General features: G+C 74.1%; 25 protein-coding genes, 1 tRNA gene and 1 pseudogene. 14 read left to right on the plus strand and 13 right to left on the minus strand.

All coding sequences use genetic code 11. The features are described from left to right. Positions 1-121 precede the first annotated feature (121 nt). The gene (locus C5507_RS12745) at positions 122-1204 is read right to left on the minus strand and encodes an aminotransferase class V-fold PLP-dependent enzyme (protein ID WP_207225811.1); all 1083 of its coding nucleotides are present in this window, start codon (positions 1202-1204) and stop codon (positions 122-124) included. A gap of 81 nt (positions 1205-1285) precedes the next feature. On the opposite strand from C5507_RS12745, the gene C5507_RS12750 reads away from it, so the two are divergent. The 4 genes from C5507_RS12750 (at position 1286) to C5507_RS12765 (ending at position 3358) form a co-directional block, all read left to right on the plus strand. Next, positions 1286-1362 (plus strand) — tRNA-Met (locus C5507_RS12750). A 165-nt stretch (positions 1363-1527) separates the two neighbouring features. Further along, positions 1528-2844 (plus strand): cytochrome P450, encoded by a 1317-nt coding sequence (locus C5507_RS12755; RefSeq protein WP_242611139.1) that lies wholly within the window; start codon positions 1528-1530, stop codon positions 2842-2844. Then, entirely contained in the window at positions 2841-3059 is a 219-nt protein-coding gene (locus C5507_RS12760) for a ferredoxin (RefSeq protein ID WP_104528899.1), read from the plus strand. Before C5507_RS12755 ends, C5507_RS12760 begins: the two co-directional genes overlap by 4 nt. 8 nt (positions 3060-3067) lie before the next feature. Beyond that, complete coding sequence (locus C5507_RS12765) at positions 3068-3358, plus strand: GNAT family N-acetyltransferase (RefSeq protein WP_104528900.1); 291 nt, start codon at positions 3068-3070, stop codon at positions 3356-3358. Between the two features lie 54 nt (positions 3359-3412). On the opposite strand, the gene C5507_RS12770 is transcribed toward C5507_RS12765, so the two are convergent. After that, on the minus strand, positions 3413-3922 hold the full coding sequence (locus C5507_RS12770; protein ID WP_104528901.1) for a VOC family protein: 510 nt from the start codon (positions 3920-3922) through the stop codon (positions 3413-3415). Between the two features lie 79 nt (positions 3923-4001). On the opposite strand from C5507_RS12770, the gene C5507_RS12775 reads away from it, so the two are divergent. Then, on the plus strand, positions 4002-4310 hold the full coding sequence (locus C5507_RS12775) for an antibiotic biosynthesis monooxygenase family protein (protein WP_104528902.1): 309 nt from the start codon (positions 4002-4004) through the stop codon (positions 4308-4310). On the opposite strand, the gene C5507_RS12780 is transcribed toward C5507_RS12775, so the two are convergent. Beyond that, positions 4247-4618 (minus strand): helix-turn-helix domain-containing protein, encoded by a 372-nt coding sequence (locus tag C5507_RS12780; RefSeq protein ID WP_249027825.1) that lies wholly within the window; start codon positions 4616-4618, stop codon positions 4247-4249. The genes C5507_RS12775 and C5507_RS12780 overlap by 64 nt on opposite strands. Positions 4619-4642: 24 nt before the next feature. Here C5507_RS12780 and map point away from each other — a divergent pair, with 24 nt between their 5' ends. Then, the gene (map, locus tag C5507_RS12785) at positions 4643-5413 is read left to right on the plus strand and encodes a type I methionyl aminopeptidase (protein ID WP_104528903.1); all 771 of its coding nucleotides are present in this window, start codon (positions 4643-4645) and stop codon (positions 5411-5413) included. A 6-nt stretch (positions 5414-5419) separates the two neighbouring features. On the opposite strand, the gene C5507_RS12790 is transcribed toward map, so the two are convergent. From C5507_RS12790 to C5507_RS12800, 3 genes are read right to left on the minus strand one after another with little or no spacing between them, the layout of a single operon-like run. Further along, positions 5420-5962 (minus strand): GNAT family N-acetyltransferase, encoded by a 543-nt coding sequence (locus C5507_RS12790; protein WP_104528904.1) that lies wholly within the window; start codon positions 5960-5962, stop codon positions 5420-5422. 5 nt (positions 5963-5967) lie between these two features. Continuing rightward, positions 5968-7104: a cystathionine gamma-synthase gene (locus tag C5507_RS12795; protein WP_104528905.1), complete on the minus strand. Its 1137-nt coding sequence runs from the start codon at positions 7102-7104 to the stop codon at positions 5968-5970. After that, on the minus strand, positions 7101-8492 hold the full coding sequence (locus C5507_RS12800; RefSeq protein WP_104528906.1) for a cystathionine beta-synthase: 1392 nt from the start codon (positions 8490-8492) through the stop codon (positions 7101-7103). The genes C5507_RS12795 and C5507_RS12800 overlap by 4 nt, the downstream gene beginning before the upstream one ends. A gap of 210 nt (positions 8493-8702) precedes the next feature. Here C5507_RS12800 and C5507_RS12805 point away from each other — a divergent pair. Next, positions 8703-9645 (plus strand): annotated as a pseudogene (locus C5507_RS12805) (aldo/keto reductase). On the opposite strand, the gene C5507_RS12810 reads toward C5507_RS12805, so the two are convergent. Continuing rightward, positions 9621-9890 carry a hypothetical protein gene (locus tag C5507_RS12810; RefSeq protein WP_104528907.1) on the minus strand — a complete coding sequence of 90 codons (270 nt, stop codon included), beginning with the start codon at positions 9888-9890 and terminating at the stop codon, positions 9621-9623. The pseudogene C5507_RS12805 and the gene C5507_RS12810 overlap by 25 nt on opposite strands. A 1-nt stretch (position 9891) precedes the next feature. Between C5507_RS12810 and C5507_RS12815 the strand changes: the two genes are divergently transcribed. After that, the gene (locus C5507_RS12815; protein WP_104528908.1) at positions 9892-10074 is read left to right on the plus strand and encodes a hypothetical protein; all 183 of its coding nucleotides are present in this window, start codon (positions 9892-9894) and stop codon (positions 10072-10074) included. Positions 10075-10098: 24 nt separating this feature from the next. Here the strand turns inward: C5507_RS12815 and hisN are convergent, their stop codons facing one another. Together hisN and C5507_RS12825 are read right to left on the minus strand one after the other, a co-directional pair. After that, positions 10099-10911, minus strand: coding sequence for a histidinol-phosphatase (gene hisN / locus C5507_RS12820; RefSeq protein WP_104528909.1), 813 nt, complete (start codon positions 10909-10911; stop codon positions 10099-10101). 22 nt (positions 10912-10933) lie between these two features. After that, the gene (locus C5507_RS12825; protein ID WP_104528910.1) at positions 10934-11116 is read right to left on the minus strand and encodes a DUF2795 domain-containing protein; all 183 of its coding nucleotides are present in this window, start codon (positions 11114-11116) and stop codon (positions 10934-10936) included. Positions 11117-11169: 53 nt separating this feature from the next. On the opposite strand from C5507_RS12825, the gene C5507_RS12830 reads away from it, so the two are divergent. After that, a complete protein-coding gene (locus C5507_RS12830; protein ID WP_104528911.1) occupies positions 11170-11706 on the plus strand; it encodes a DUF2087 domain-containing protein in 537 nt (178 codons plus the stop codon). 111 nt (positions 11707-11817) lie between these two features. After that, positions 11818-12528 carry a hypothetical protein gene (locus C5507_RS12835; protein WP_104528912.1) on the plus strand — a complete coding sequence of 237 codons (711 nt, stop codon included), beginning with the start codon at positions 11818-11820 and terminating at the stop codon, positions 12526-12528. A gap of 66 nt (positions 12529-12594) precedes the next feature. Here C5507_RS12835 and rsgA read toward each other — a convergent pair whose 3' ends face one another. The 3 genes from rsgA to C5507_RS12850 all read right to left on the minus strand — a co-directional run bounded on the left by rsgA (position 12595) and on the right by C5507_RS12850 (position 16443). Further along, the gene (gene rsgA / locus C5507_RS12840; RefSeq protein ID WP_104528913.1) at positions 12595-13587 is read right to left on the minus strand and encodes a ribosome small subunit-dependent GTPase A; all 993 of its coding nucleotides are present in this window, start codon (positions 13585-13587) and stop codon (positions 12595-12597) included. A gap of 26 nt (positions 13588-13613) precedes the next feature. Beyond that, positions 13614-14897: a 3-phosphoshikimate 1-carboxyvinyltransferase gene (gene aroA, locus C5507_RS12845; RefSeq protein WP_104528914.1), complete on the minus strand. Its 1284-nt coding sequence runs from the start codon at positions 14895-14897 to the stop codon at positions 13614-13616. Between the two features lie 82 nt (positions 14898-14979). Next, positions 14980-16443: an NAD-dependent succinate-semialdehyde dehydrogenase gene (locus C5507_RS12850; protein ID WP_104528915.1), complete on the minus strand. Its 1464-nt coding sequence runs from the start codon at positions 16441-16443 to the stop codon at positions 14980-14982. Between the two features lie 138 nt (positions 16444-16581). Here C5507_RS12850 and C5507_RS12855 point away from each other — a divergent pair, with 138 nt between their 5' ends. Together C5507_RS12855 and C5507_RS12860 are read left to right on the plus strand one after the other, a co-directional pair. Further along, on the plus strand, positions 16582-17328 hold the full coding sequence (locus tag C5507_RS12855; protein ID WP_104528916.1) for an SOS response-associated peptidase: 747 nt from the start codon (positions 16582-16584) through the stop codon (positions 17326-17328). 1 nt (position 17329) lies between these two features. After that, complete coding sequence (locus C5507_RS12860; protein ID WP_104528917.1) at positions 17330-18862, plus strand: fused MFS/spermidine synthase; 1533 nt, start codon at positions 17330-17332, stop codon at positions 18860-18862. Positions 18863-19024: 162 nt separating this feature from the next. On the opposite strand, the gene ybaK is transcribed toward C5507_RS12860, so the two are convergent. Continuing rightward, on the minus strand, positions 19025-19498 hold the full coding sequence (ybaK, locus tag C5507_RS12865) for a Cys-tRNA(Pro) deacylase (protein ID WP_104528918.1): 474 nt from the start codon (positions 19496-19498) through the stop codon (positions 19025-19027). A gap of 196 nt (positions 19499-19694) precedes the next feature. On the opposite strand from ybaK, the gene C5507_RS12870 reads away from it, so the two are divergent. Both C5507_RS12870 and rsrA read left to right on the plus strand, forming a co-directional pair. Continuing rightward, positions 19695-20390, plus strand: coding sequence for a sigma-70 family RNA polymerase sigma factor (locus C5507_RS12870; protein WP_104528919.1), 696 nt, complete (start codon positions 19695-19697; stop codon positions 20388-20390). Beyond that, complete coding sequence (gene rsrA, locus C5507_RS12875) at positions 20390-20719, plus strand: mycothiol system anti-sigma-R factor (protein WP_104528920.1); 330 nt, start codon at positions 20390-20392, stop codon at positions 20717-20719. The genes C5507_RS12870 and rsrA overlap by 1 nt, the downstream gene beginning before the upstream one ends. The last annotated feature ends 45 nt before the right edge of the window (positions 20720-20764 follow it).

Below are 20764 nucleotides of genomic sequence, written 5' to 3' on the forward strand. Positions count from 1 at the left end.
GAGCCGGACTGTAGGCGGGTGCGTGGTGCCCGGCGGGAAGGCGCGCAACGCTCCTGGGGCACGTGGGACAGGGCAGTCCCACGACTCACACGAGCACCCGGTAGCCGCTCCCGTGGCGGGCTCAGCGCACCCGGCCGGCCAGCACCTCCGCCGCGCGGTCGGCGTCGGCCTCGGTGTTGGGCAGGTGGAAGGCCAGCCGCAGCCGGCCGGCGCGCATGCCGCCCACCACCCCGGCCGCGGCCAGGGCGGCGTCGGTCCCTGGTGGCACCGCGAGGCTCACGATGGCGGAGTTCCCCGGGGGGAGGCCGACGGCGGCGCGGAACCGGTCGGCCAGTCCCACGGCGTGCTCGTGCAGCGCCTCCCGCCCGACGCCGCTGAGCAGCTCGAGGGCGGGTGCCTGCCCCACCCAGGAGAGCCAGGCAGGGGAGACGTCGAACCGGCGGGCGCCGGGGGCCAGCCGCAGCGGCGTGCCGTAGATGCTGGTCCAGGGGTCGTCCCCGGCGTACCACCCGGCCGAGTGCGGGACGAGGGTGTCCAGCGCGTCGGCGCGGACGGTGGCGAAGCAGGTGCCCCGCGGGCCGAGGAGCCACTTGTAGCCGCCGCCGGTCGTGTAGGCGAACCTGCCCGCGTCGACCGGCAGCCAGCCGACCGCCTGGGTGGTGTCCAGCAGCACGCGGGTGCCGGTGGCCCCGGTCGCCCGGGTCAGCTCGTCGAGGTCGGCCACCCGGCCGTCGGCGGACTGGACGGCGGACACGGCGACGAGGGTGGTGGCGGGCGTGACGGCGTCCGGCAGGGCCTCGAGCGGCACCTCGCGCACCCGTACCCCGCGGGCGGCCTGGGCGAGGAACGGGAAGAGCACGCTGGTGAACTCACCCGACGCGGTCAGCACCTCGCTGCCGTCGGGCAGCGCCGCCGCCACGAGGCCGGCGAAGGCGCTGACCGTGCTGCCGATCGCCACGTCGGAGGGCTCGACGCCGACGAGGCCGGCGTACGCGGCGCGCGCCGTCGCCACGGAGCGGTCGTAGTCCGGGGCGTGAGCCCGCCCGGCCTGCCAGGTGCCGAGCGCCTCCTGCACCGCTCGCACCGTGCTCCGGGGCGGGAGGCCGACGGCGGCCGTGTTCAGGTAGGTCGTCTCCGGGGCGAACTCCGCCTGGGCGGCGCGGAGCCGTCCTGGCGTGGCGGCGGTCGGGGCGGCATCGGTCACGGGCGGATCCTGCCCGTCTCCGGGCCCTCCCGGACCGGGCTGCGGCATGGGATCGGCGCGGGTGTATGGTTGGTCTACCGACGCGGGGTGGAGCAGCTCGGTAGCTCGCTGGGCTCATAACCCAGAGGTCGCAGGTTCGAATCCTGTCCCCGCTACCACTACGAGGGCCCGGTCACCACGGTGACCGGGCCCTCGTCGTTCCTCCCCACCCCCGGTTGTGCGTGATGCAACCTTTTCCCCGCCGATATGGCCGGGTGTGTTGTGTGTCACCCGTCCGTGTCTCTAGCGTTCGGTCACCGACCGATCCGCAGGGGAGTGACCAGGTGTCCGTCGACGCAGCAGCCACGCAGGGAACCGTTCCGCTTCCGCGGCGTGCCGGGGCCGAGGACCTCGGCATCGACCTCTCCGACCGCGACTTCTGGCTCCTCCCGCCGGCCGAGCGGCACGCCGTCTTCGACCGGCTGCGCGAGGTGCGCCCGTTCGCCTTCTTCGCCGAGCCGGAGATCCCGAACCTGGAGAGCGGTCCCGGCTACCACGCGGTCACCCGGTACGCCGACCTGGAGGCGATCAGCTGCCAGCCGGCCGTCTTCTGCTCCGGCAAGGGGGCGGTTTCCATCCAGGACATCCCGGCCGACCTGAACGACTTCTACGGGTCGCTGATCAGCATGGACGACCCCCGGCACGCCCGGATCCGGCGGATCGTCTCCAAGACGTTCTCGCCGCGGATGCTCGAGCGGGTCGTCGGCTCGGTGGAGAGCATCGTCGACGAGGTGCTCGCCGAGGCGCGGTGGAAGGCGGCGGCAGGGGACGGCACCATCGACGTCGTCGCCGACCTGGCCGCGCCGATCCCGCTGCGGGTCATCTGCGACATGATGGGCATCCCCGCCGAGGATCGGGCGATGGTCCTGGCGAAGTCGAACGTGATCCTCTCCGGCGGTGACCCGGAGCTCGTCGAGGACGCGGACGACCCGCTGACCGGCCTGCTGATGGCCGGCATCGAGCTGGCCGGGCTGATGGAGCGCCTGGCCGCCGAGCGCGTGGGAAACCCGCGCGACGACCTCACCACCGCGCTGGTCACCACCGAGGTGGACGGCGAGCGGCTCAGCCACCAGGAGATCGCGTCCTTCTTCATCCTGCTGCTGGTGGCCGGCAACGAGACCACGCGCAACGCCATCTCCCAGGGACTGCTGGCGCTGCAGGAGCACCCGGAGCAGCGGGCCCGCTGGGTCGCCGAGCCCGAGCTGACCCGCACCGCGGTGGAGGAGATCGTCCGCTGGACCAGCCCGATCACCTGGATGCGCCGGACCGCCACGCAGGACGGCGAGCTGAACGGCTACCGCTTCGCCGCCGGTGACAAGTTCCTGCTCTTCTACGCCGCGGCCAACCGGGACCCCGCGGTCTTCGCCGAGCCGCACCGCTTCGACCTGGCACGGGACCCGAACCCGCACGTCGGTTTCGGGTCGAAGGGGCCGCACTTCTGCCTGGGTGCCCACCTGGCCCGCCGGGAGCTCGCGGTCACCTTCCGCAAGGTGTTCGAGCAGCTGCCCGACCTGGAGATCACCGGTCCGCCGGCGCGGCTGCGGTCCTCCTTCGTCAACGGCCTCAAGCGCCTGCCCGCCCGACTGGGAGGCGACGCATGACGCGGATCGTGCTCGACGGCGAGCGGTGCGTCGGCTCGGGGGCGTGCGAGGCGCTGGCGCCCGACTTCTTCGAGGTGGGCGACGACGGCGTCGTGGCGGTGCTGCGGCCGGAACCGGAGGCCGGTGACCTGCCCGACGTCGAGGCGGCCGTGCAGCAGTGCCCGACGAGGGCACTGGCGCTGGTGTCGGAACAGCCGGCCGGGGCCGCCGGTTGACTCCCGGCATGGAGACCACCGTCATCGACGTCCCCGAGTCCGAGCGGTTCGAGATCCGGGACGGCGACCGCGTCCTGGGTCTGGCCGCCTACCAGCGGCGGGGTGACACCTTCGTCTTCCACCACACCGAGGTCGACCCGGACGCCGGGCAGTCCGGGCTCGGCAGCACGCTGGTGCGCGCCGCGCTGGACGAGGTGCGCTCCCGCGGCGGCTCCGTGGTGGCGAGCTGCTCGTTCGTGGCCGGCTGGATCGAGCGGCACCCCGACTACTCCGACCTCGTCGCCGACCGCGACGTCTGACCGGGAGCACTCCGCCGTAGGCGGGACGTCCCTCGGACGTCCCGCTTCCGGCGTCTAGAGGACCTGGTGGCCGTACATCTCGCCGAGCGGGTCGGCGATGAGCTCGATCCGGGCGCCGTCGGGGTCGCGGAAGTACACCGAGACGCCGCTGTGGACCTCGTGCGCGACCCCGGCCTCGGTGAGCCGCTGCACGAGCTCCTCCCAGCGCTGCGGGTCGACGCTGATGGCCATGTGGTGCAGGCCGCCGAGCACCTCGGCGTACGGCCCGACGTCCAGGCCGGGGAAGTCGAAGAAGGCCAGCAGGTTGCCGTGGCCGATGTCGAAGAAGAAGTGCGAGGAGCCCGGGTAGTCGCGGTTCTCGATCAGCTCGGTCAGGGGGAAGCCGAGGACGTCCTGGTAGAAGCGGACGGTCCGCTCGACGTCCTGGCTGATCAGCGCGGTGTGGTGCAGCCCCCGGGCGGTGGAGGCGGGGCGCTCGCCCGCCGGCCTGAGGTAGGCGTCGCGGATCCGGCCGCGCTCGGCCTCGAGGGCGGCCAGGTCACGGGTGCTCTCGGTGGTGCTCATGGTGGTCTCCTCGCTGGGCGGTCACGGGCCACAACCGGCGTGCGGGCGATCTCGTTCCCCTGCCCCGTACCGTGCTCGCGTGATCCTCGAACACGCCCTGCTCACCGTGCGGCCCGGGGAGCAGGCGGCCTTCGAGGCGGCGTTCACCGAGGCCCGGCGGTTCATCGCCACCAGTCCCGGCTTCCGCCGGCTCACCCTGTCCCGCTGCCTCGAGCGGGACACGGGCTACCTGCTGCTGGTCGAGTGGGACCGGCTGGAGGACCACACGGAGGGCTTCCGCGGCTCTGCCGCCTACCAGCAGTGGCGGGCGCTATTGCACTCCTTCTACGACCCGTTCCCGGTGGTCGAGCACTTCACGACGGTGCTGACGGCGGACCCGGCCGCCTGACCCAGGCGGTGAGCGCCGGCCCGGTCGGCGAGCCCGCCGAGCTGCTCGGCCAGCTCGTCGAGGGGCAGGCCGAGGGCGTGCGCGAGCGCGGCCAAGGTGAAGAACGTGGGCGTCGGCACCCGCCCTGACTCGATCGTGCGCAGCACCTCGAGGCCCACGCCGGAGGTGGCCGCCACCTCCGCGGGGGACCGGTCGCCCCGGACCTGCCGCAGCAGGGCGCCTAGGCTCTTTTCCCGGCCCGTCCGGAGGCTCGCCCCGAGCGTGCGGGGGGTGAGGAGGACGTGGTCCTTCCCATACCGGGACAGCAACACCGGAAGCTGCGAGGAGACACCGTGATCGAGCTGCGCACCCCCGGCGAACTGGATGCGATGCGGGCCGCCGGCGCGGTCGTCGCCGACATGCACGCCGCGGTGCGGGCCGCGGCGGCGCCCGGGGTCCGGCTGACCCAGCTCGACTCCATCGCCCGCGACGTCCTGGCCGACGCCGGTGCTACGTCGCCGTTCCTCGGGTACGCGCCGCTGCCGACGACCCCGCCGTTCCCCGGTGTGCTGTGCCTGTCGGTCAACGACGTCGCCCTGCACGGCATCCCGACGCCGGAGGAGCTCGAGGACGGCGACCTGCTCAGCGTGGACGCCGGCGCGGTGCTCGACGGCTGGGTCGGCGACGCCGCGATGACCTATCCGATCGGCACCCCGCGGCCCGAGGACCTCCGGCTCGTGGCCACCACCGAGCGGGCGCTGGAGGCGGGCATCGCCGCGGCCGTCGTCGGCAACCGGGTCGGCGACATCTCCGCCGCGATCGGGACCGTCGGCCGGGCCGGCGGGTGCGGCATCAACACCGACCAGGGCGGGCACGGGGTGGGTCGCACCATGCACGAGGCGCCGAGCGTGCCCAACGAGGGCCGTCCGGGCCGCGGGGTGCCGCTGCGTCCCGGCCTGGTCATCGCCATCGAGCCGTGGTTCCTGGCCGGGGGCAGCGACGACTACACCGTCGACGCCGACGGCTGGACGCTGCGCAGCGCCGACGGCAGCCGGGCCGCGCACGTCGAGCACACGGTCGCCGTCACCGAGGACGGCCCGAGGATCCTCACCGCCCCTCGCTGACGCCGATCAGAGCGGACGGGCCATCTCGATCTCCGGGCCGATGCTGCCGGTGAAGCGGTCACCCGTGTCCCGGAACCCGGCCTTCTCGTAGAAGCGCTGGGCGCAGGTGTTGTCCGCATGCACGTAGAGCCGCACGCGGGGTAGCCCCAGGCCGCGCAGCCAGTCGGTGACCGCCTCGAACAGGAGGTCCATCACGCCCCGGCCGCGGTGGTCGGGGTGCAGGTAGACCCCGGCGACGTGCCCACCGGGCTCCTCGACGACCGAGCCCTGGAAGTCCACGGCACCGGCCTTCTCGACCAGCCCGACGGCGGTGCCGACCCAGGTGCCGTCGCCGGTGATCGCGACGAACTGGCGGGCGTCCGCGTCCGGGCCGGCGTCGACCGACGACCCGCGGGCCCGCTCCTGCCAGAACTCGTCCAGGCGGCCGGCGGCCTGCGCGTACGTCTCCAGGAAGGCCTGCGGCGCGGCCTCGTCCGACAGCGCCTCCAGTCGCAGCGTCCTGATCTGCTGCCACTCGTGCGCCCGCACGGGCCGGACGGTGTGCTCCACCGGCGTCAGCCCATCGCCTGCTCGAGGTCGGCGAGCAGGTCGTCGACGTCCTCGATGCCGACCGACAGCCGGACGAGGTCGGCCGGCACCTCGAGCGGCGAACCGGCGGCGCTGGCGTGGGTCATCCGCCCCGGGTGCTCGATCAGCGACTCCACCCCGCCGAGGGACTCGGCGAGGGTGAACAGCTGCGTCCGCTCGCACACCGTCAGCGCCGCGTCCTCGCCGTCCCGCAGCCGGAAGGAGATCATGCCGCCGAAGCCGGACATCTGGCGCGCGGCGGTCTCGTGGCCGGGGTGGTCGGGCAGCCCCGGGTAGAGGACGGAAGCGACGTCGGACCGGGCGGAGAGGAACTCCGCGACCCGGGCGGCGTTGGCGCAGTGCCGGTCCATCCGGACGCCGAGCGTCTTGAGGCTGCGCAGCACCATCCACGCGTCGAACGGGCTCGCGACCGCGCCCATCGCGTTGTGGTTGTACGCCAGCTGCTCGCCGAGCGTCGCGTCCCGGGTGACGAGTGCCCCGCCGACGACGTCGGAGTGCCCGCCGAGGTACTTCGTCGTCGAGTGCACGACGACGTCGGCGCCGAGCGTGAGCGGCCGCTGCAGGTAGGGCGAGGCGAAGGTGTTGTCCACGACGAGCAGGGCGCCGGCCTCGTGCGCGATCGCCGCGGTGCGCTCGATGTCGGTGATGTTCAGCAGCGGGTTGCTGGGCGTCTCGCACCAGACCACGCGCGTCGTGGGCCGGATCGCGGCGCGCAGCGCGTCGGGGTCGTCCAGGGCGACCGGGGTGTGCTCAAGCCCCCACTCCGACAGCACGCGGGAGATCAGCCGGAACGTGCCGCCGTACGCGTCGCCACCCAGGACGACGTGGTCGCCGGAGCGGCAGGCGGTGCGCAGCAGGGTGTCCTCCGCGGCGAGCCCGGAGGCGAACGCCAGGGCCGTCGTCCCCTCCTCGAGCGCGGCCAGCGCGGCGTGCAGCGTGTCCCGCGTCGGGTTGCCGCTGCGGCTGTACTCGTAGCCGCCGCGCAGCCCGCCGACGCCGTCCTGCTTGTAGGTGGTCGTCAGGTGCATCGGGGGGATGACCGCGCCGGTAGCCGGGTCCGGGTCCTGCCCGGCGTGGATGGCGCGGGTGTTGAAGCCGGTCACGACGCGGCCTGACCCACGCCGGCGAGGTGGCCGAGCACGTCCTGCCGGGTGACCACGCCGGCGGGCTTGCCGTCGACGTGCACGAGCAGCGCGTCGGCCGAACCCAGCTGGGCCACCGCGGCGCTGACCGCCTCACCCGAGCCGACGATCGGCAGCGGCGGGGACATGTGCTTCTCCACCCGGTCGGCCAGCGAGGCCCGGCCGGCGAAGAGGGCGTCGAGCAGGGCCTTCTCGTCGATCGAGCCGACGACCTCCCCGGCGGTGACCGGAGGCTCGGCGCGCACGACCGGCAGCTGGCTGACGCCGTACTCGCGCAGGATGTCGATGGCGTCGCGGACGGTCTCGTTCGGGTGGGTGTGCACCAGCGTCGGCGTCTCGCCGGACTTGGTGTGCAGCAGCTCGCCGACGGTCTCGCCGCCGGTGGCCTCCACGAACCCGTAGTCGGCCATCCAGGCGTCGTTGAAGATCTTGTTCAGGTAGCCGCGGCCGCCGTCGGGCAGCAGCACCACCAGGACGTCGTCCTCGGTGAGGCCCTCGGCCACGCGCAGCGCCGCGGCCACGGCCATGCCGCAGGAGCCGCCGACCAGCAGACCCTCCTCGCGGGCGAGCCGCCGCGTCATGGCGAAGGAGTCCCCGTCGGACACCGGCACGATGTCGTCGGCGATCGAGCGGTCGTAGGCGTCGGGCCAGAAGTCCTCGCCGACCCCCTCGACCAGGTACGGGCGGCCGGTGCCGCCGGAGTAGACGGAGCCCTCGGGGTCGGCGCCGATGACCTGCACCCGTCCGCCGGAGGCCTCCTTGAGGTAGCGGCCGATCCCGCTGATCGTGCCGCCGGTGCCGACGCCGGTCACGAAGTGCGTGATGCGTCCCTCGGTCTGCGCCCAGATCTCCGGGCCGGTCGTCTCGTAGTGCGACCGCGGGTTGTTCGGGTTGGAGTACTGGTCGGGCTTCCAGGCGCCCGGCGTCTCGCGGGTCAGCCGGTCCGACACCGAGTAGTAGGACCGCGGGTCGGCGGGGTCGACGGCGGTCGGGCAGACGACGACCTCGGCGCCGTAGGCCTTGAGCACGTTGATCTTCTCCTGCCCGACCTTGTCGGGGCACACGAAGATGCAGCGGTAGCCGCGCTGCTGGGCCACGAGGGCCAGCCCGATGCCGGTGTTGCCGCTGGTGGGCTCCACGATCGTCCCGCCCGGCTTCAGCTCGCCGCTGGCCTCCGCGGCGTCGACCATCCGGACGGCGATCCGGTCCTTCACCGACCCGCCGGGGTTGAGGTACTCGACCTTGGCCAGCACCAGCGGGGCGTTCTCGCCCAGGTGGCGGGTGATCGACGACAACCGCACCAGCGGTGTGTTGCCGATCAGGTCGACGACGGACTCGGCGTACTGCACGGTGACGTCCTCCTCAGACGGCCGGGCGTGCGCCCGGTCCGCATCCGACCATCCCACCAGACGGGCGTCCGGGCACCGCGTCGCCGGTGGCGGGCCGGACGCACCCGGGACGAGGATGCGGGCATGACCTCGTCCGCATCCGTCGGCACCCGGACCCTCGGCGGCCTGACCGTCTCCACCCTGGGCCTGGGCTGCATGGGCATGAGCCAGATGTACGGCGCCGCCGACCGGTCGGAGTCGATCGCCACCGGCCACCGGGCCCTCGACCTCGGCGTCACGTTCCTCGACACCTCCGACGTCTACGGCTCCGGCCACAACGAGGAGCTCGTCGGCGAGGCCATCGCCGGGCGCCGGGACGAGGTGCAGCTGGCCACCAAGTTCTCGCTGTCGCGGACCGCGGACCGCGGACGGCGGCATGCGGATCGACGGCCGGCCGGAGAACGTCCGCGCCTGCGCCGAGGCGAGCCTGCGCCGGTTGGGGGTCGACGTGATCGACCTCTACTACCAGCACCGGGTCGACCCGCAGGTGCCGATCGAGGACACGGTCGGCGCGATGGCCGAGCTGGTCGACCAGGGGAAGGTGCGGTACCTCGGGCTGTCCGAGGCGTCGGCCGCGTCCGTCCGCCGCGCGGTGGCCGTGCACCCGATCGCGGCGCTGCAGAGCGAGTGGTCGCTGTGGACCCGCGACCTGGAGGTGGCCGGGGCGGGCGGGGACACGGTGGTCGGCGTCGCCCGGCAGCACGGCATCGGGATCGTGCCGTTCAGCCCCCTGGGCCGGGGTTTCCTCACGGGCGCGATCAGCAGTCCCGACGACTTCGACGCCGACGACTGGCGGCGCGGCCACCCGCGCTTCACCGGCGAGGCGTTCGACGCGAACCTGCGGCTGGTGGACGTCGTCCGCGAGCTGGCGACGGCGAAGGGCGTGGCGCCAGGGCAGCTGGCCCTGGCCTGGGTGCTGGCCCAGGGCGACGACGTCGTCCCCATCCCCGGGACCAAGCGGCGCGGCTACCTGGAGGAGAACGTCGGCGCCGTCGACGTGGACCTCACGGCGGAGGACCTGGCTCGGCTGGACGCCATCGCCCCGCCCGGGGTCGCCGCGGGCAGCCGGTACGTCGACGCCGGCTACTCCTACGGCGACAGCCCGGAGCGCTGACCGGCGCCGTGGGCGAGGTGTTCCTCGGCGCCGATCTCGGGACCAGCGGGCTCGAGCTCGTCGCGCTCGACGACGGCGGTGCGGTGGTGGCCGAGGCGGAGGTTGATGTGGTGCCCCGGCGGGGCGTCGGGCCGCTGGTCGAGCCGCGAGCCCGAGCTGCGGCATGGAACGCGGGCGGCGCGGGCACCGTTGACCGAGCAGCGGGGCCGATCACGGCCCCGGCGAGGAAGAGGGGGCGAGCTCACCATGGCATCGCTGTTCAGCAAGGTCGTCCAGCTGGCCAACAGCCCCAAGGGCAAGCAGGCGATCGCACAGGCCACGGCCAAGGCGCAGGAGCTGGCCAAGGACCCGAAGACCCGGGCGAAGATCGAGGACGTCCGCCGTCGCGTCCAGGGCGGTCGCGGCCCGGGTCCCGGCTCCGGGCACTGACCGACCGGGGCCGGTCCGCCGCCGTCAGACGGCGGTGGGCCGCCCCGCAGGCCGGAGCAGGCCGAGCGCGGCGTCGTGCAGCTTGCCGTTGGTGGCCAGCGCGCTGCCGCCGGCGGGACCGGGACTGCCGGTGACGTCGGTGAACCGGCCGCCGGCCTCGCGGACGATGACGTCGAGGGCGGCGAGGTCCCAGAGCGAGACCTCGGGCTCGCAGGCGACGTCCACGGCGCCCTCGGCCAGCAGCACGTAGCTCCAGAAGTCGCCGTAGGCGCGGGTGCGCCACACCGACCGGGTGAGGTCGAGGAACCCGTCGAGGAGGCCGCGCTCCTCCCAGCCGGACAGGCTGGAGTAGCTGAGGCTGGCGTCGTCGATCGCGCCGACCTCCGAGACGCGGCAGCGGGTGGCGGACTCCAGCCGCCGCCCGGTCCAGGCGCCGACGTCCTTGGCAGCCCACCAGCGCTTGTTGAGCGCCGGTGCCGAGACCAGCCCGACGACGGGCTCGTCGCCGTCGACCAGGGCGATCAGCGTGGCCCACACCGGGACGCCGCGGACGAAGTTCTTGGTGCCGTCGATCGGGTCGAGGATCCAGCGGCGGGAGCCGTGCCCGGTGGTGCCGAACTCCTCGCCCATGACGGCGTCACGCGTGCGGGCCCGGCTGAGGGTGATCCGCAGCTGCTCCTCGACGGCCCGGTCCGCGTCGGTGACCGGGGTGAGGTCGGGCTTGGTCTCGACGGTCAGGTCCTGCGCCTTGAACCGGTCCATGCTGATCGAGTCGGCCTGGTCGGCCAGCACGTGTGCCAGCCGCATGTCCTCTGAAAAGCCCCGACCCGACGTCATGGGCACCCAACCTAGCGGGCGGTCAGTCGAAGACCGCGGAACTGACCCCGCTCGGACCTTCGTACTCCCGGTCGGAGATCTTCCTCAGGGCCTCGAGGACCTCGCCGTCGCCGCCGTTCTGCTCGGCGTGCTGGACGATCTGGTCCTTCGACGCCGGGTAGTCCATGCCGGACAGTGCCTTCTGGATGTCGATGGGGCTCACCATGCGTCCGTCCCTACCCGGCGCCCGCCGGGGGATGCACGGATACCGTCGAGGGCGTGGACGCAGCGACGATCGTGGGGCTGCTCGCCGACCCGGTGCGGCTGAAGGTGGTGGCGGCCCTGGCGCTCGGCGCCGGCACCATCGAGGAGGTGGCGCAGGCCTCGGGCATGGGTCTCAAGGACGTCGCCCTGGCCGCCCGGCGGCTGGCGCGGGCGGGGCTGGTGCACCGCGACGGGCACGTGCTCGCCCTGCACACCGACCGGTTCGGCGCAGCCGCCCGGGCCGCCGCCGAGGCCGCTCCGGCGCCGGAACCGCTGTCGGACGACCCGGCCCAGGACGCCGTCCTGTCGGCGTTCGTCCGCGACGGCCGGCTGGTGTCCGTACCCGCGCAGCGCAGCAAGCGGCTGGTGGTCCTCGACCACCTGGTGCGCGTGTTCGAGCCCGGCGTCCGGTACCCGGAGCGGGAGGTCAACGCGCTGCTCGCCGTCTGGCACCCGGACGTCGCCGCGCTGCGCCGCTACCTGGTCGACGAGGGGCTGCTCAGCCGCGACGCCGGCGTCTACTGGCGCAGCGGCGGTCACGTCGAGGTCTGAGCCCCGCCGAGATCCCGCGATCTCGCCGCTTCAGCAGGGTCGATGCGTCGACATCACGGGATGTCGACAAGTCGTTCGACGGGGGCGCGGGCCGGGCCGGAGACTCTCCGGGTGGCCACCCCGACCGTCGACGCCTTCGCAGCGCTCGCGCGCTCCTCGCCGTGGCGGTGGACGACGCTGCGCTTCGGCGTGAGCTGGCCGGCGGACCGGTGGAAGCCGGGTGCGGTGCGGGCCTGGCTCCGGCGCCCGGACCGGCTGCGCGTGGAGTCGCGGGACGGCGACCTCCTGCAGGTGGTCCGGGAGCCGCCCAGGAACCCGGCGCCGGGGCCAGCGGCCCGCCCGGACGGGCTGGTCGCGGAGCGGCGCCGGTCGTGGGAACACGACCTGGACGACCCGATGCACCAGGACTACCACTGGGTGGCGATGCTGGACCCGGTGGAGCTGGCCGACGGGCGTGATCGGGACACCGACGCCCTGGTGGCCGCCCTGGACGTGCGCTCGCTGGCGGAGGTCGACCACGGGGGGCGCCCGGCCTGGGAGGCCGTCGTCCGGCCGACGCCGGCGTACGAGCCGCGCTGCGGCTGCTGCCCGCTGCTCCGCTCGCGGGAGGTGGACCTGGACGAGTACCGCGACCACCCGCAGCAGATCCTGGCGGAGTACCCGGACGCCTACCGGGTGCGGCTGGACGTGGGGACCGGTGTGTGCGTGCTGACCGAGGAGCTCGGTGGGCTGCGCCCGGGGCACGGGCACGACCTGCGCATCGAGGCGGTCGACGAGCCCATGGACGACGCGCTGTTCGTGGTCCCGCGCCGGTGGTGGTGAGGTGCTGGAACGGCCCCGTCCGGAGGCTCGCGCCGAGCGGAGCGAGGGGTGAGAGGACGGGGTCTTTCAGTAGCCGGGGCCGACCTGGCCGACGGCGCCGAGCAGGACCCGGAGCGCCCGGAGCTGGTCCTCGCGGCGCTCCGGCATCGCGGCGGCCCACGCGTCCAGCGCGCAGTCCGGGTCCTCCGCGGTGTGCCCGCACAGCGGCGGGCAGTCCGTCGCCGCCTCGGCGATGTCCTCGAACGCGGAGAGGACGTCGTCGGCGGTGACGTGCGCCAACCCGAACGAGCGGATGCCCGGGGTGTCGATGACGGTGCCGCCGCCCGGCAGGTCGACGAGCACGGCCGACGACGACGTGTGCCGGCCCTTGCCGATCTTGCTCACGTCGCCGGTGGCCCGCAGTGCGTCGGGTACGAGCCGGTTGACCAGCGTGGACTTGCCCACGCCGGACTGGCCGACGAAGACGCTCATCCGGTCCCTCAACCGGCCCACCAGGTCCTCCAGCGGGAGCTCCCGGGACATGGGCACGGCGTCCAGGCTCAGCCCGGCGTAGCGGTCCAGCAGCGGCTGCGGCGAGGCGAGGTCGGTCTTTGTCAGGCACAGCAGCGGCTCGAGCCCGCCGGCGTAGGCGGCGACCAGGCACCGGTCCAGGAAGCCCAGCGCCGGCTCCGGGTCGGTGACCGAGGTGACGACGACCAGCAGGTCGGCGTTGGCGACGACCACGCGCTCGGTGGGGTCGGTGTCGTCGGCGGTGCGGCGCAGCGAGGTGGTCCGCTCCTCGATGACCACGATGCGGGCCAGCGTGTCGGTCCGCCCGCTGGTGTCGCCCACGACGCGCACCCGGTCGCCGACGACGACGCCGTGCCGCCCGAGCTCCCGCGCCCGCATGGCCGTGACGTCGACCGGGGCGCCGTCGGGGCCCTCGACGCGGACCGTCATCCGTCCCCGGTCGACGGCGATCACCAGGCCGGGGACGGCGTCGTCGTGGGTGGGGCGGGTGCGCGTGCGAGGCCGCGAGCCGCGCCGGCTGGGCCGGACCCGGACGTCGTCCTCGTCCATCCGCCGGGCATCGCGCTGGTGGCCGCTCAGGAGTGCGCCCCGATCCGCTCGCCGAGCAGGCCCGCCCACCGCTCGCGGAAGTCCGGGAGGGTCTTGGTCACCGCGCCGGGGTCGGCCACGGTCACGCCCTCGACGACCAGCCCGAGCACGGCGGCGGCCATGACCATCCGGTGGTCGGCGTAGGAGTCGAGCTGCGCGGGCCGGCTCGGTCCGGGCTCGATCTCCAGGCCGTCGGGCAGCTGGCGCACCCGCGCGCCGACGGCGCTGAGCACCTCGTCGAGGGCCTGCAGGCGGTCGGTCTCGTGGCCGCGCAGGTGCCCGATCCCGGTGAGCCGCGACGGCCCGTCGGCCAGGGCGCAGAGCGCGGCCAGCACGGGGGTCAGCTCACCCACCTCGCCCAGGTCGGCGACCAGCGGCCGGATCGCGGCCCCACCGGTGACCCGCAGCCCGCCGTCGGCGGTGCGGGCCACCTCGGCCCCCATCTCCGCCAGGAGGCGGTCGAGCTGCGCGCCGGGCTGGGTGGTCCGCTCCGGCCAGTCGCGCACCGTCACCTGCCCGCCGGTGACCAGCGCCGCCGCGAGGAACGGGGCGGCGTTGGAGAGGTCGGGTTCCACCACCCGGTCCAGCGCGCGCACCGGGCCCGAGGCCACGCGCCAGCCGCGGTCGGTCGCCTCGACGTCGACGCCGTGCTCGCGCAGCGTCGTCACGGTCATCTCGACGTGCGGCATCGAGGGGACCCCGCCGGTGAGGGCGAGGTCGATGCCCGCGTCGAACCTCGCCGCGGCCAGCAGCAGCCCGGAGACGATCTGCGAGGACTCGCTCGCGTCGACGGTCACGGCACCGCCGCGCACCCTGCCCGTGCCGCGCACGGTGAACGGCGCCCGCCCACGGCCGTCGTCGTCCACCTCGACGTCCAGCGCGCGGAGGGCGGCGATCAGCCCGGCGTTGGGTCGCTCGCGCAGCCGCACGTCGCCGTCGACGGTCACCGCGCCGTCGGCGAGCGCGGCCACCGGCGGGAGAAAGCGCAGGATCGTGCCGGCCAGCCCGGCGTCGACCGTGACCGGGCCGTGCAGCGTGCCGGGCGTGACCAGCCAGTCCTCGCCGTCCTCGACGATCCGCACCCCGAGAGCCCGCAGCGCACCGGCCATCAGGTCGGTGTCGCGGGCCCGCAGCGGGCGGACCAGGCGGCTCGGCCCGTCGGCCAGCGCCGCGAGCACCAGCGCCCGGGCGGTGAGGGACTTGGAGCCCGGCAGGCCGACGACGGCGTCGACAGGGGATGGGTGGTGCGGCACGGGCCAGGCAGGCGTCACGGGTCCATCCTGCCTGGCCCTGCGGCCCCGCTGCAGGGGCCCGCCACGAGCTTGCGAGTGGTTGGGGGGGTCCTTCTACCGTTCAGCCGGCCTGCGGCTTGTCGGCCTTCTTCACCGGGACGGTGCGCACCAGCCGCCGGTTGGCGAACTCGAACATGGCCAGCTCGGAGAGCTCGCGGCCGTAGCCGGAACGCTTCACGCCGCCGAACGGCAGCTCCGGGGAGGAGCCGGTGGGCTGGTTGATCCACACCATGCCGGCCTCGAGCCGGTCGGCCACCGAGCGCGCGCGGTCGAGGTCGCTGCTCATCACGGTGGCGCCCAGGCCGTAGGCGCTGCTGTTGGCCAGCGCGATCGCCTCGTCGGCGTCCTTGACCTTGTAGACGACGGCGGCGGGCCCGAACAGCTCCTCGTGGTAGGCCCGCATGTCCGGCGTGACGTCGGTGAGGATGGTGGCCTCGACGAACGCACCCGCGTGGTCGGGGCGCTTGCCGCCGGCGACCACGGTGGCGCCCTTGTCGATCGCGTCCTGGATCTGCGCGTGCAGGTCCTGCGCCGCGCGCTCGCTGGACAGCGGGGCCAGCGACGTCGACGGGTCGGCCGGGTCGCCCGGGGCGAAGGTGGAGAACGCCTGCTGGAGGCCCTGCACGAAGGGCTCGTACAGCTCCTCGGTCACGATCAGCCGCTTGGAGGCGGTGCAGGCCTGACCGGTGTTCTGCATCCGGCCCATGGTCGCGGCCTTGACCGTGGCACCCAGGTCCTCGGCGTCGAGCACGATGAACGGGTCGCTGCCGCCGAGCTCGAGCACCGACTTCTTCAGGTGCTTGCCGGCCAGCGCGCCGACGGCGCTGCCGGCCCGCTCGCTGCCGGTCAGCGTCACGCCCTGGATGCGCGGGTCGGCGATGACCTGCTCGACGTCGGCGATCCGCAGGAACGTGTTGGTGAAGACGCCCTCGGGCGCGCCGGCGTCGGTGAACAGCTGCTCGATCGCGACCGCGCACTGCGGGGTGATCTCGGCGTGCTTGAGGACGACCGTGTTGCCCAGCACGAGGTTCGGGCCGGCCACGCGGACCACCTGGTAGAAGGGGTAGTTCCACGGCTCGATGGCCAGCAGGACGCCGACCGGCTTGGTCTCGATGACCGCCTCGCCCTTGCCCATGAGCGGCTGGATGGACTGCGGCTGCAGGAAACCGGGGCCGTTGTCGGCGTAGTACTTGAGGATCATCGAGCACAGGAAGAGCTCGCCGGTGGCCTCTTCGCGGCGCTTGCCCATCTCCGTGGTGATCAGCGCGGCGAGGTCGTCCCGGCGCTCGTCCATCAGCTCGGCGGCCCGCCGGACGACGGCCGCGCGGTCCTCGACCGGGCGGTCGCGCCACTCCTGGTAGGCGGCGTGCGCGCGCTCGACGATCCCGTCGATCGCCTCGGTGGGGGTGAAGTCGAACTCCTTCTCCGTCTCCCCGGTGAACGGGTTGACGGTCGCGTAGCGCCGCTCGGCGCTGTCGCTGGCCGTCTTCGGGTGCTCGGTGGGTGGGTTCTGCGTAGCGGTCACGCCGTGATCCTCGTCTCTCGTCGAGCGTTGCGACAGGGGGCCCTACCCGTCGACCGCGGGCGCACGCACGGTCACCGGTCGTCGGTGGGCGCACCTAGAGTTCGAACGGTCAGCCCGATCCGTGCCGAGGAGGCGCCCGTGTGCGGTCGCTACGCCGCCAGCCGCAAGCCCGAGGACCTCGCGCTCGAGTTCGAGGCGGTCCCCGCCGACGGGCAGCCGGCCCTGGCCGCGGACTTCAACGTCGCCCCCACCAAGGACGTCTACGTCGTCCGGCACGCGAAGGAGCGCGACGCCGAGGGCCGGCCGACCGGTGGCGGGCACCGGGAGCTGCGCGCGGTGCGCTGGGGGCTCGTCCCGTCCTGGGCCAAGGACGTCTCCGTCGGCAACCGGATGCTCAACGCCCGCGTCGAGTCGCTGACGGAGAAGCCCGCCTTCCGGAAGGCGGCGGCGAGCCGTCGCTGCCTCGTCCCCGCCGACGGCTGGTACGAGTGGGCCAAGCGGATGGACTCCCCGACCAAGCAGCCCTACTTCATCACCCCCGAGGACGGCTCCGTGCTGGCGTTCGCCGGGCTCTGGGAGGTGTGGGGCGCGGGCGAGGACCGGCTCTACACCTGCACCGTGGTGACGGCGCCGGCCACCGGCGCCCTGACCGAGATCCACGACCGCATGCCGCTGGTCCTGCCGCCCGACCGCTGGGCCGACTGGCTGGACCCGGCCAGGGAGGACGTCGCCGAGCTGGCCGAGCCGACCCCTCCGGAGCTGGTCGAGCGGCTCGAGCTGCGGCCGGTGAGCACCGCGGTGAACAACGTGCGCAGCAACGGCCGGGAGCTGACCGCCCGCGCGGACTCGGTCAGCCTGCCGGCCGACCAGCCGGCGCTGTTCTGACGTGAGCACGGCGACCGACCGGCCCCGCGCCGGCGACGAGGCCGCCGGCAGCACGGCGCTGCCCGGCTGGGTGGCGGCGGGGATCACCTTCCTGTGCTCCGGCGCCGTCCTGGTGATGGAGATCGTCGGCCTGCGGCTGATCGCGCCCTACGTCGGCGTCACGGTCCAGACGAGCACGGCGATCATCGGGTTCGCGCTGGCGGCGATCGCGCTGGGCGCCTGGACCGGCGGCGCCGTCGCCGACCGCGCGGACCCGCGCCGGCTGCTGGCCCCGCTCATGGTCGCCGGCGGTGCGCTGATCGTGGCCGTGCTGCCGCTGGTGAGGTTCACCGGCGCCGCGCTCAGCGGCGCCGACGCCGGGGGAGTGCTGCTGCTGGCGGCGGTCGCCGTGGTCGTGCCGGCGGCGCTGCTGTCCGCCGTCCCGCCGATGGTGGTGAAGCTGCAGCTGGCCAGCCTGTCGGAGACCGGCTCGGTGGTCGGCAAGCTGTCGGGCATCGGCACGCTCGGCGGGATCGCGGCCACCTTCGCCACGGGCTTCGTGCTGGTGGCGGTGCTGCCCAGCAGCGTCATCCTGGTGGCCACCGGCGCGGTCACCGCGCTGGCCGGGATCGCCGTCGCCGTGCTGCTGCGCCGGGTGCCCGGCGCGGGCCGCCTGCCCGCAGGCCTGCTGGTGCTGGCGGTGGCCGGCGGGGGGCTGGCGGCGGTCGCGCCGACGCCGTGCGAGGAGGAGACCGCGTACCACTGCGCGAGGGTGGTGGCCGACCCGCAGCGGGACTCCGGCCGGGTGCTGCTGCTGGACACGCTGCGCCACTCCTACGTCGACCTCGAGGACCCGACGCACCTGGAGTTCCAGTACGTGCGGGCCGTCGCCGCCGTCACCGACGCGGTGTTCGCCGAGGGGGAGCCGCTGTCCGCGCTGCACGTCGGAGGCGGCGGGCTGACGCTGCCCCGCTATCTGGCCGAGGTCCGGCCCGGCACGGAGAGCCTGGTCATCGAGGTCGACCCCGGCGTGGTCGCGATGGACCGGGAGCAGCTGGGGCTGGAGACGTCCGAGGAGCTGCGGGTGCGCGTGGCCGACGGCCGGGTCGGGCTGGCCGAGGAGCCCGGCGGGCAGCGGGACCTGGTGGTCGGCGACGCGTTCGGCGGCCTGTCGGTGCCGTGGCAGCTGACCACCCTCGAGGCGGCGCGGCTGATCGACCGCGCCCTGACCGACGACGGCGTCTACGCGGTCAACCTGATCGACCACCCGCCGCTGTCCTTCGTGCGCGCGGAGCTGGCCACGCTGCGGGAGGTGTTCGGCCACGTCCTGCTGCTGGCCCGCGCGCCGGCGCTCGCCGGGGAGGACGGCGGCAACCTGGTCGCCGTCGCCTCGCAGCGGCCGCTGCCGGCCGAGGAGATCGCTGCGGCGCTGGGCGAGCGGGAGCTGGAGTGGCAGGTGGCCGGCGGGGACGAGCTGGACCGGTTCGTGGGCGACGCCGGCGTGCTCACCGACGACTTCGCCCCCGTCGACCAGCTCCTCACCCCGTACGGCTGACGAGCCCCGTCCCCGTCGTGGGGGTCACCGGCCGATGGCGGCGGTGCGGGCGCGCCCGCCGCCCGGTTCGCGGCCCTGCCGCCGCGCGGGTCAACCCGCGCCGCGGTCTCTCGAGCCGTGCCGTGGCCCGGTTCGACGGTCGGCGGTCCGGGTTGAGCCGGGTCACCGGCCGATGGCGGCGGTGCGGGCGCGGGTGAGCCGCACCAGGTCGGCGGGCGGGAGCTCCAGCTGCAGACCACGCTTTCCGGCGCTGACCAGGACCGTGCCGAACTCCAGGGCCGTGGCGTCGACGACGGTGGGCAGCGCCTTCTTCTGACCCAGCGGGCTGATCCCGCCGAGCACGTAACCGGTGGCCCGTTCAGCGTCCGCCGGCTCGGCCATGACCGCCTTGCGCCCGCCGGCGGCGGCCGCCAGGGCCTTGAGGTCCAGGGTGCCGCTGACCGGCACCACCGCGACGGTGAGCACCCCGTCGACGCGGGTCACCAGCGTCTTGAACACCTGGCGGGGATCGGCGCCCAGCGCGGCGACGGCGGCCTCGCCGTGGCCCTGCTCGGCCGGGTGCTCCGGGTCGTAGGGGTGCAGGGAGTGGGCCACGTTCGCCCGTTCCAGGATCCGCACCGCAGGGGTCGCTGCCACGGCGCGGGAGCGTAGCGAGAACCGGCGACGGGGAATGAGCGCGCCGCCCCTCGCCGTTGCACCGGCCGTGAGCAACACCGTCTCCAGCGCCCGCCCGCGGGTCGCGCACCGGCGTCCCCCGGGCCGCCCGGATGCCGCGCGGCTAGGATCGACCGAAGTGGCGCCCCGCGTCCCGGGGCTCCGGAGAGGACGGTCGGTGCCTGAGGAGTCCGCGGTCGACGATCCTGGTCAGCTGCCCGAGGTGGCGGGGCCGGTCGAGGTGCCGGAGGCCCGCGAGGGTGGCAGCCGCACCGAGATCGCCGAGACCCGCGCCGAGCGCGACGCCCGGTTCGAGCGGGATGCGCTGCCCTACCTGGACCAGCTGTACCCGGCCGCCCTGCGGATGACCCGGAACCCGGCCGACGCCGAGGACCTCGTGCAGGAGACGTTCGTCAAGGCCTACTCCGCGTTCCACCAGTTCGCCGAGGGCACGAACCTCAAAGCCTGGCTGTACCGGATCCTGACGAACACCTACATCAACAGCTACCGGAAGAAGCAGCGCCAGCCGCAGCAGTACCCCACCGAGCAGGTGCAGGACTGGCAGCTGTACGCGGCCGAGGAGCACAGCTCCACCGGCCTGCGGTCGGCCGAGATCGAGGCGCTGGACCACCTGCCGGACTCCGACATCAAGGACGCCCTCCAGCAGCTGCCCGAGGACTTCCGGCTGGCGGTGTACCTCGCCGACGTCGAGGGGTTCGCCTACAAGGAGATCGCCGAGATCATGGGCACGCCGATCGGCACGGTGATGTCGCGGCTGCACCGCGGCCGGCGGGGCCTGCAGAAGCTGCTGGCCGATTACGCCCGTGAGCGCGGATTCGTCCGTGCCGGAGCCGGTGAGGAGGCGAGCCACTGATGGGCGACGACGCTTCGCAGGCCGGCGAGCCGATCGAGATCCACTCGTGCGACGACGTCCTCACGCACGTCTTCGAGTTCCTCGACCACGAGACCGGGGACGACCGCCGGGCGCTGATCGCCGAGCACCTCGAGGACTGCTCCTCCTGCCTGCGCGAGTTCGGCATCGAGCAGGAGTTCAAGGCGCTGGTGCGCCGCCGCTGCGGTGGCGACAAGCCGCCGACCGGCCTGCGCGACCGCATCAAGATGCAGCTCACCAGCGTGTCCATCGAGGACGACGGCACCACGGTGAGCGTCGAGCGCGTCACGATCGAGCGCACCGGCGACTGACAAAGGACCTCGTCCTCCCCACCCTTCGCAAGCTCAGGGCGGGAC

The organism is Blastococcus saxobsidens (assembly GCF_002938435.1).
Lineage (GTDB): Bacteria > Actinomycetota > Actinomycetes > Mycobacteriales > Geodermatophilaceae > Blastococcus > Blastococcus saxobsidens.

What these genes read in the sequence shown, in the direction of transcription:
- C5507_RS12765 (WP_104528900.1), top strand. Translation starts at nt 3,068, where the DNA reads ATGGAGACCACCGTCATCGACGTCCCCGAGTCCGAGCGGTTCGAGATC.
- hisN (WP_104528909.1), bottom strand. Translation starts at nt 10,911, where the DNA reads ATGACGTCGGGTCGGGGCTTTTCAGAGGACATGCGGCTGGCACACGTG.
- rsrA (WP_104528920.1), top strand. Translation starts at nt 20,390, where the DNA reads ATGGGCGACGACGCTTCGCAGGCCGGCGAGCCGATCGAGATCCACTCG.
- C5507_RS12770 (WP_104528901.1), bottom strand. Translation starts at nt 3,922, where the DNA reads ATGAGCACCACCGAGAGCACCCGTGACCTGGCCGCCCTCGAGGCCGAG.
- rsgA (WP_104528913.1), bottom strand. Translation starts at nt 13,587, where the DNA reads ATGGACGAGGACGACGTCCGGGTCCGGCCCAGCCGGCGCGGCTCGCGG.
- C5507_RS12760 (WP_104528899.1), top strand. Translation starts at nt 2,841, where the DNA reads ATGACGCGGATCGTGCTCGACGGCGAGCGGTGCGTCGGCTCGGGGGCG.
- C5507_RS12825 (WP_104528910.1), bottom strand. Translation starts at nt 11,116, where the DNA reads ATGGTGAGCCCCATCGACATCCAGAAGGCACTGTCCGGCATGGACTAC.
- C5507_RS12815 (WP_104528908.1), top strand. Translation starts at nt 9,892, where the DNA reads ATGGCATCGCTGTTCAGCAAGGTCGTCCAGCTGGCCAACAGCCCCAAG.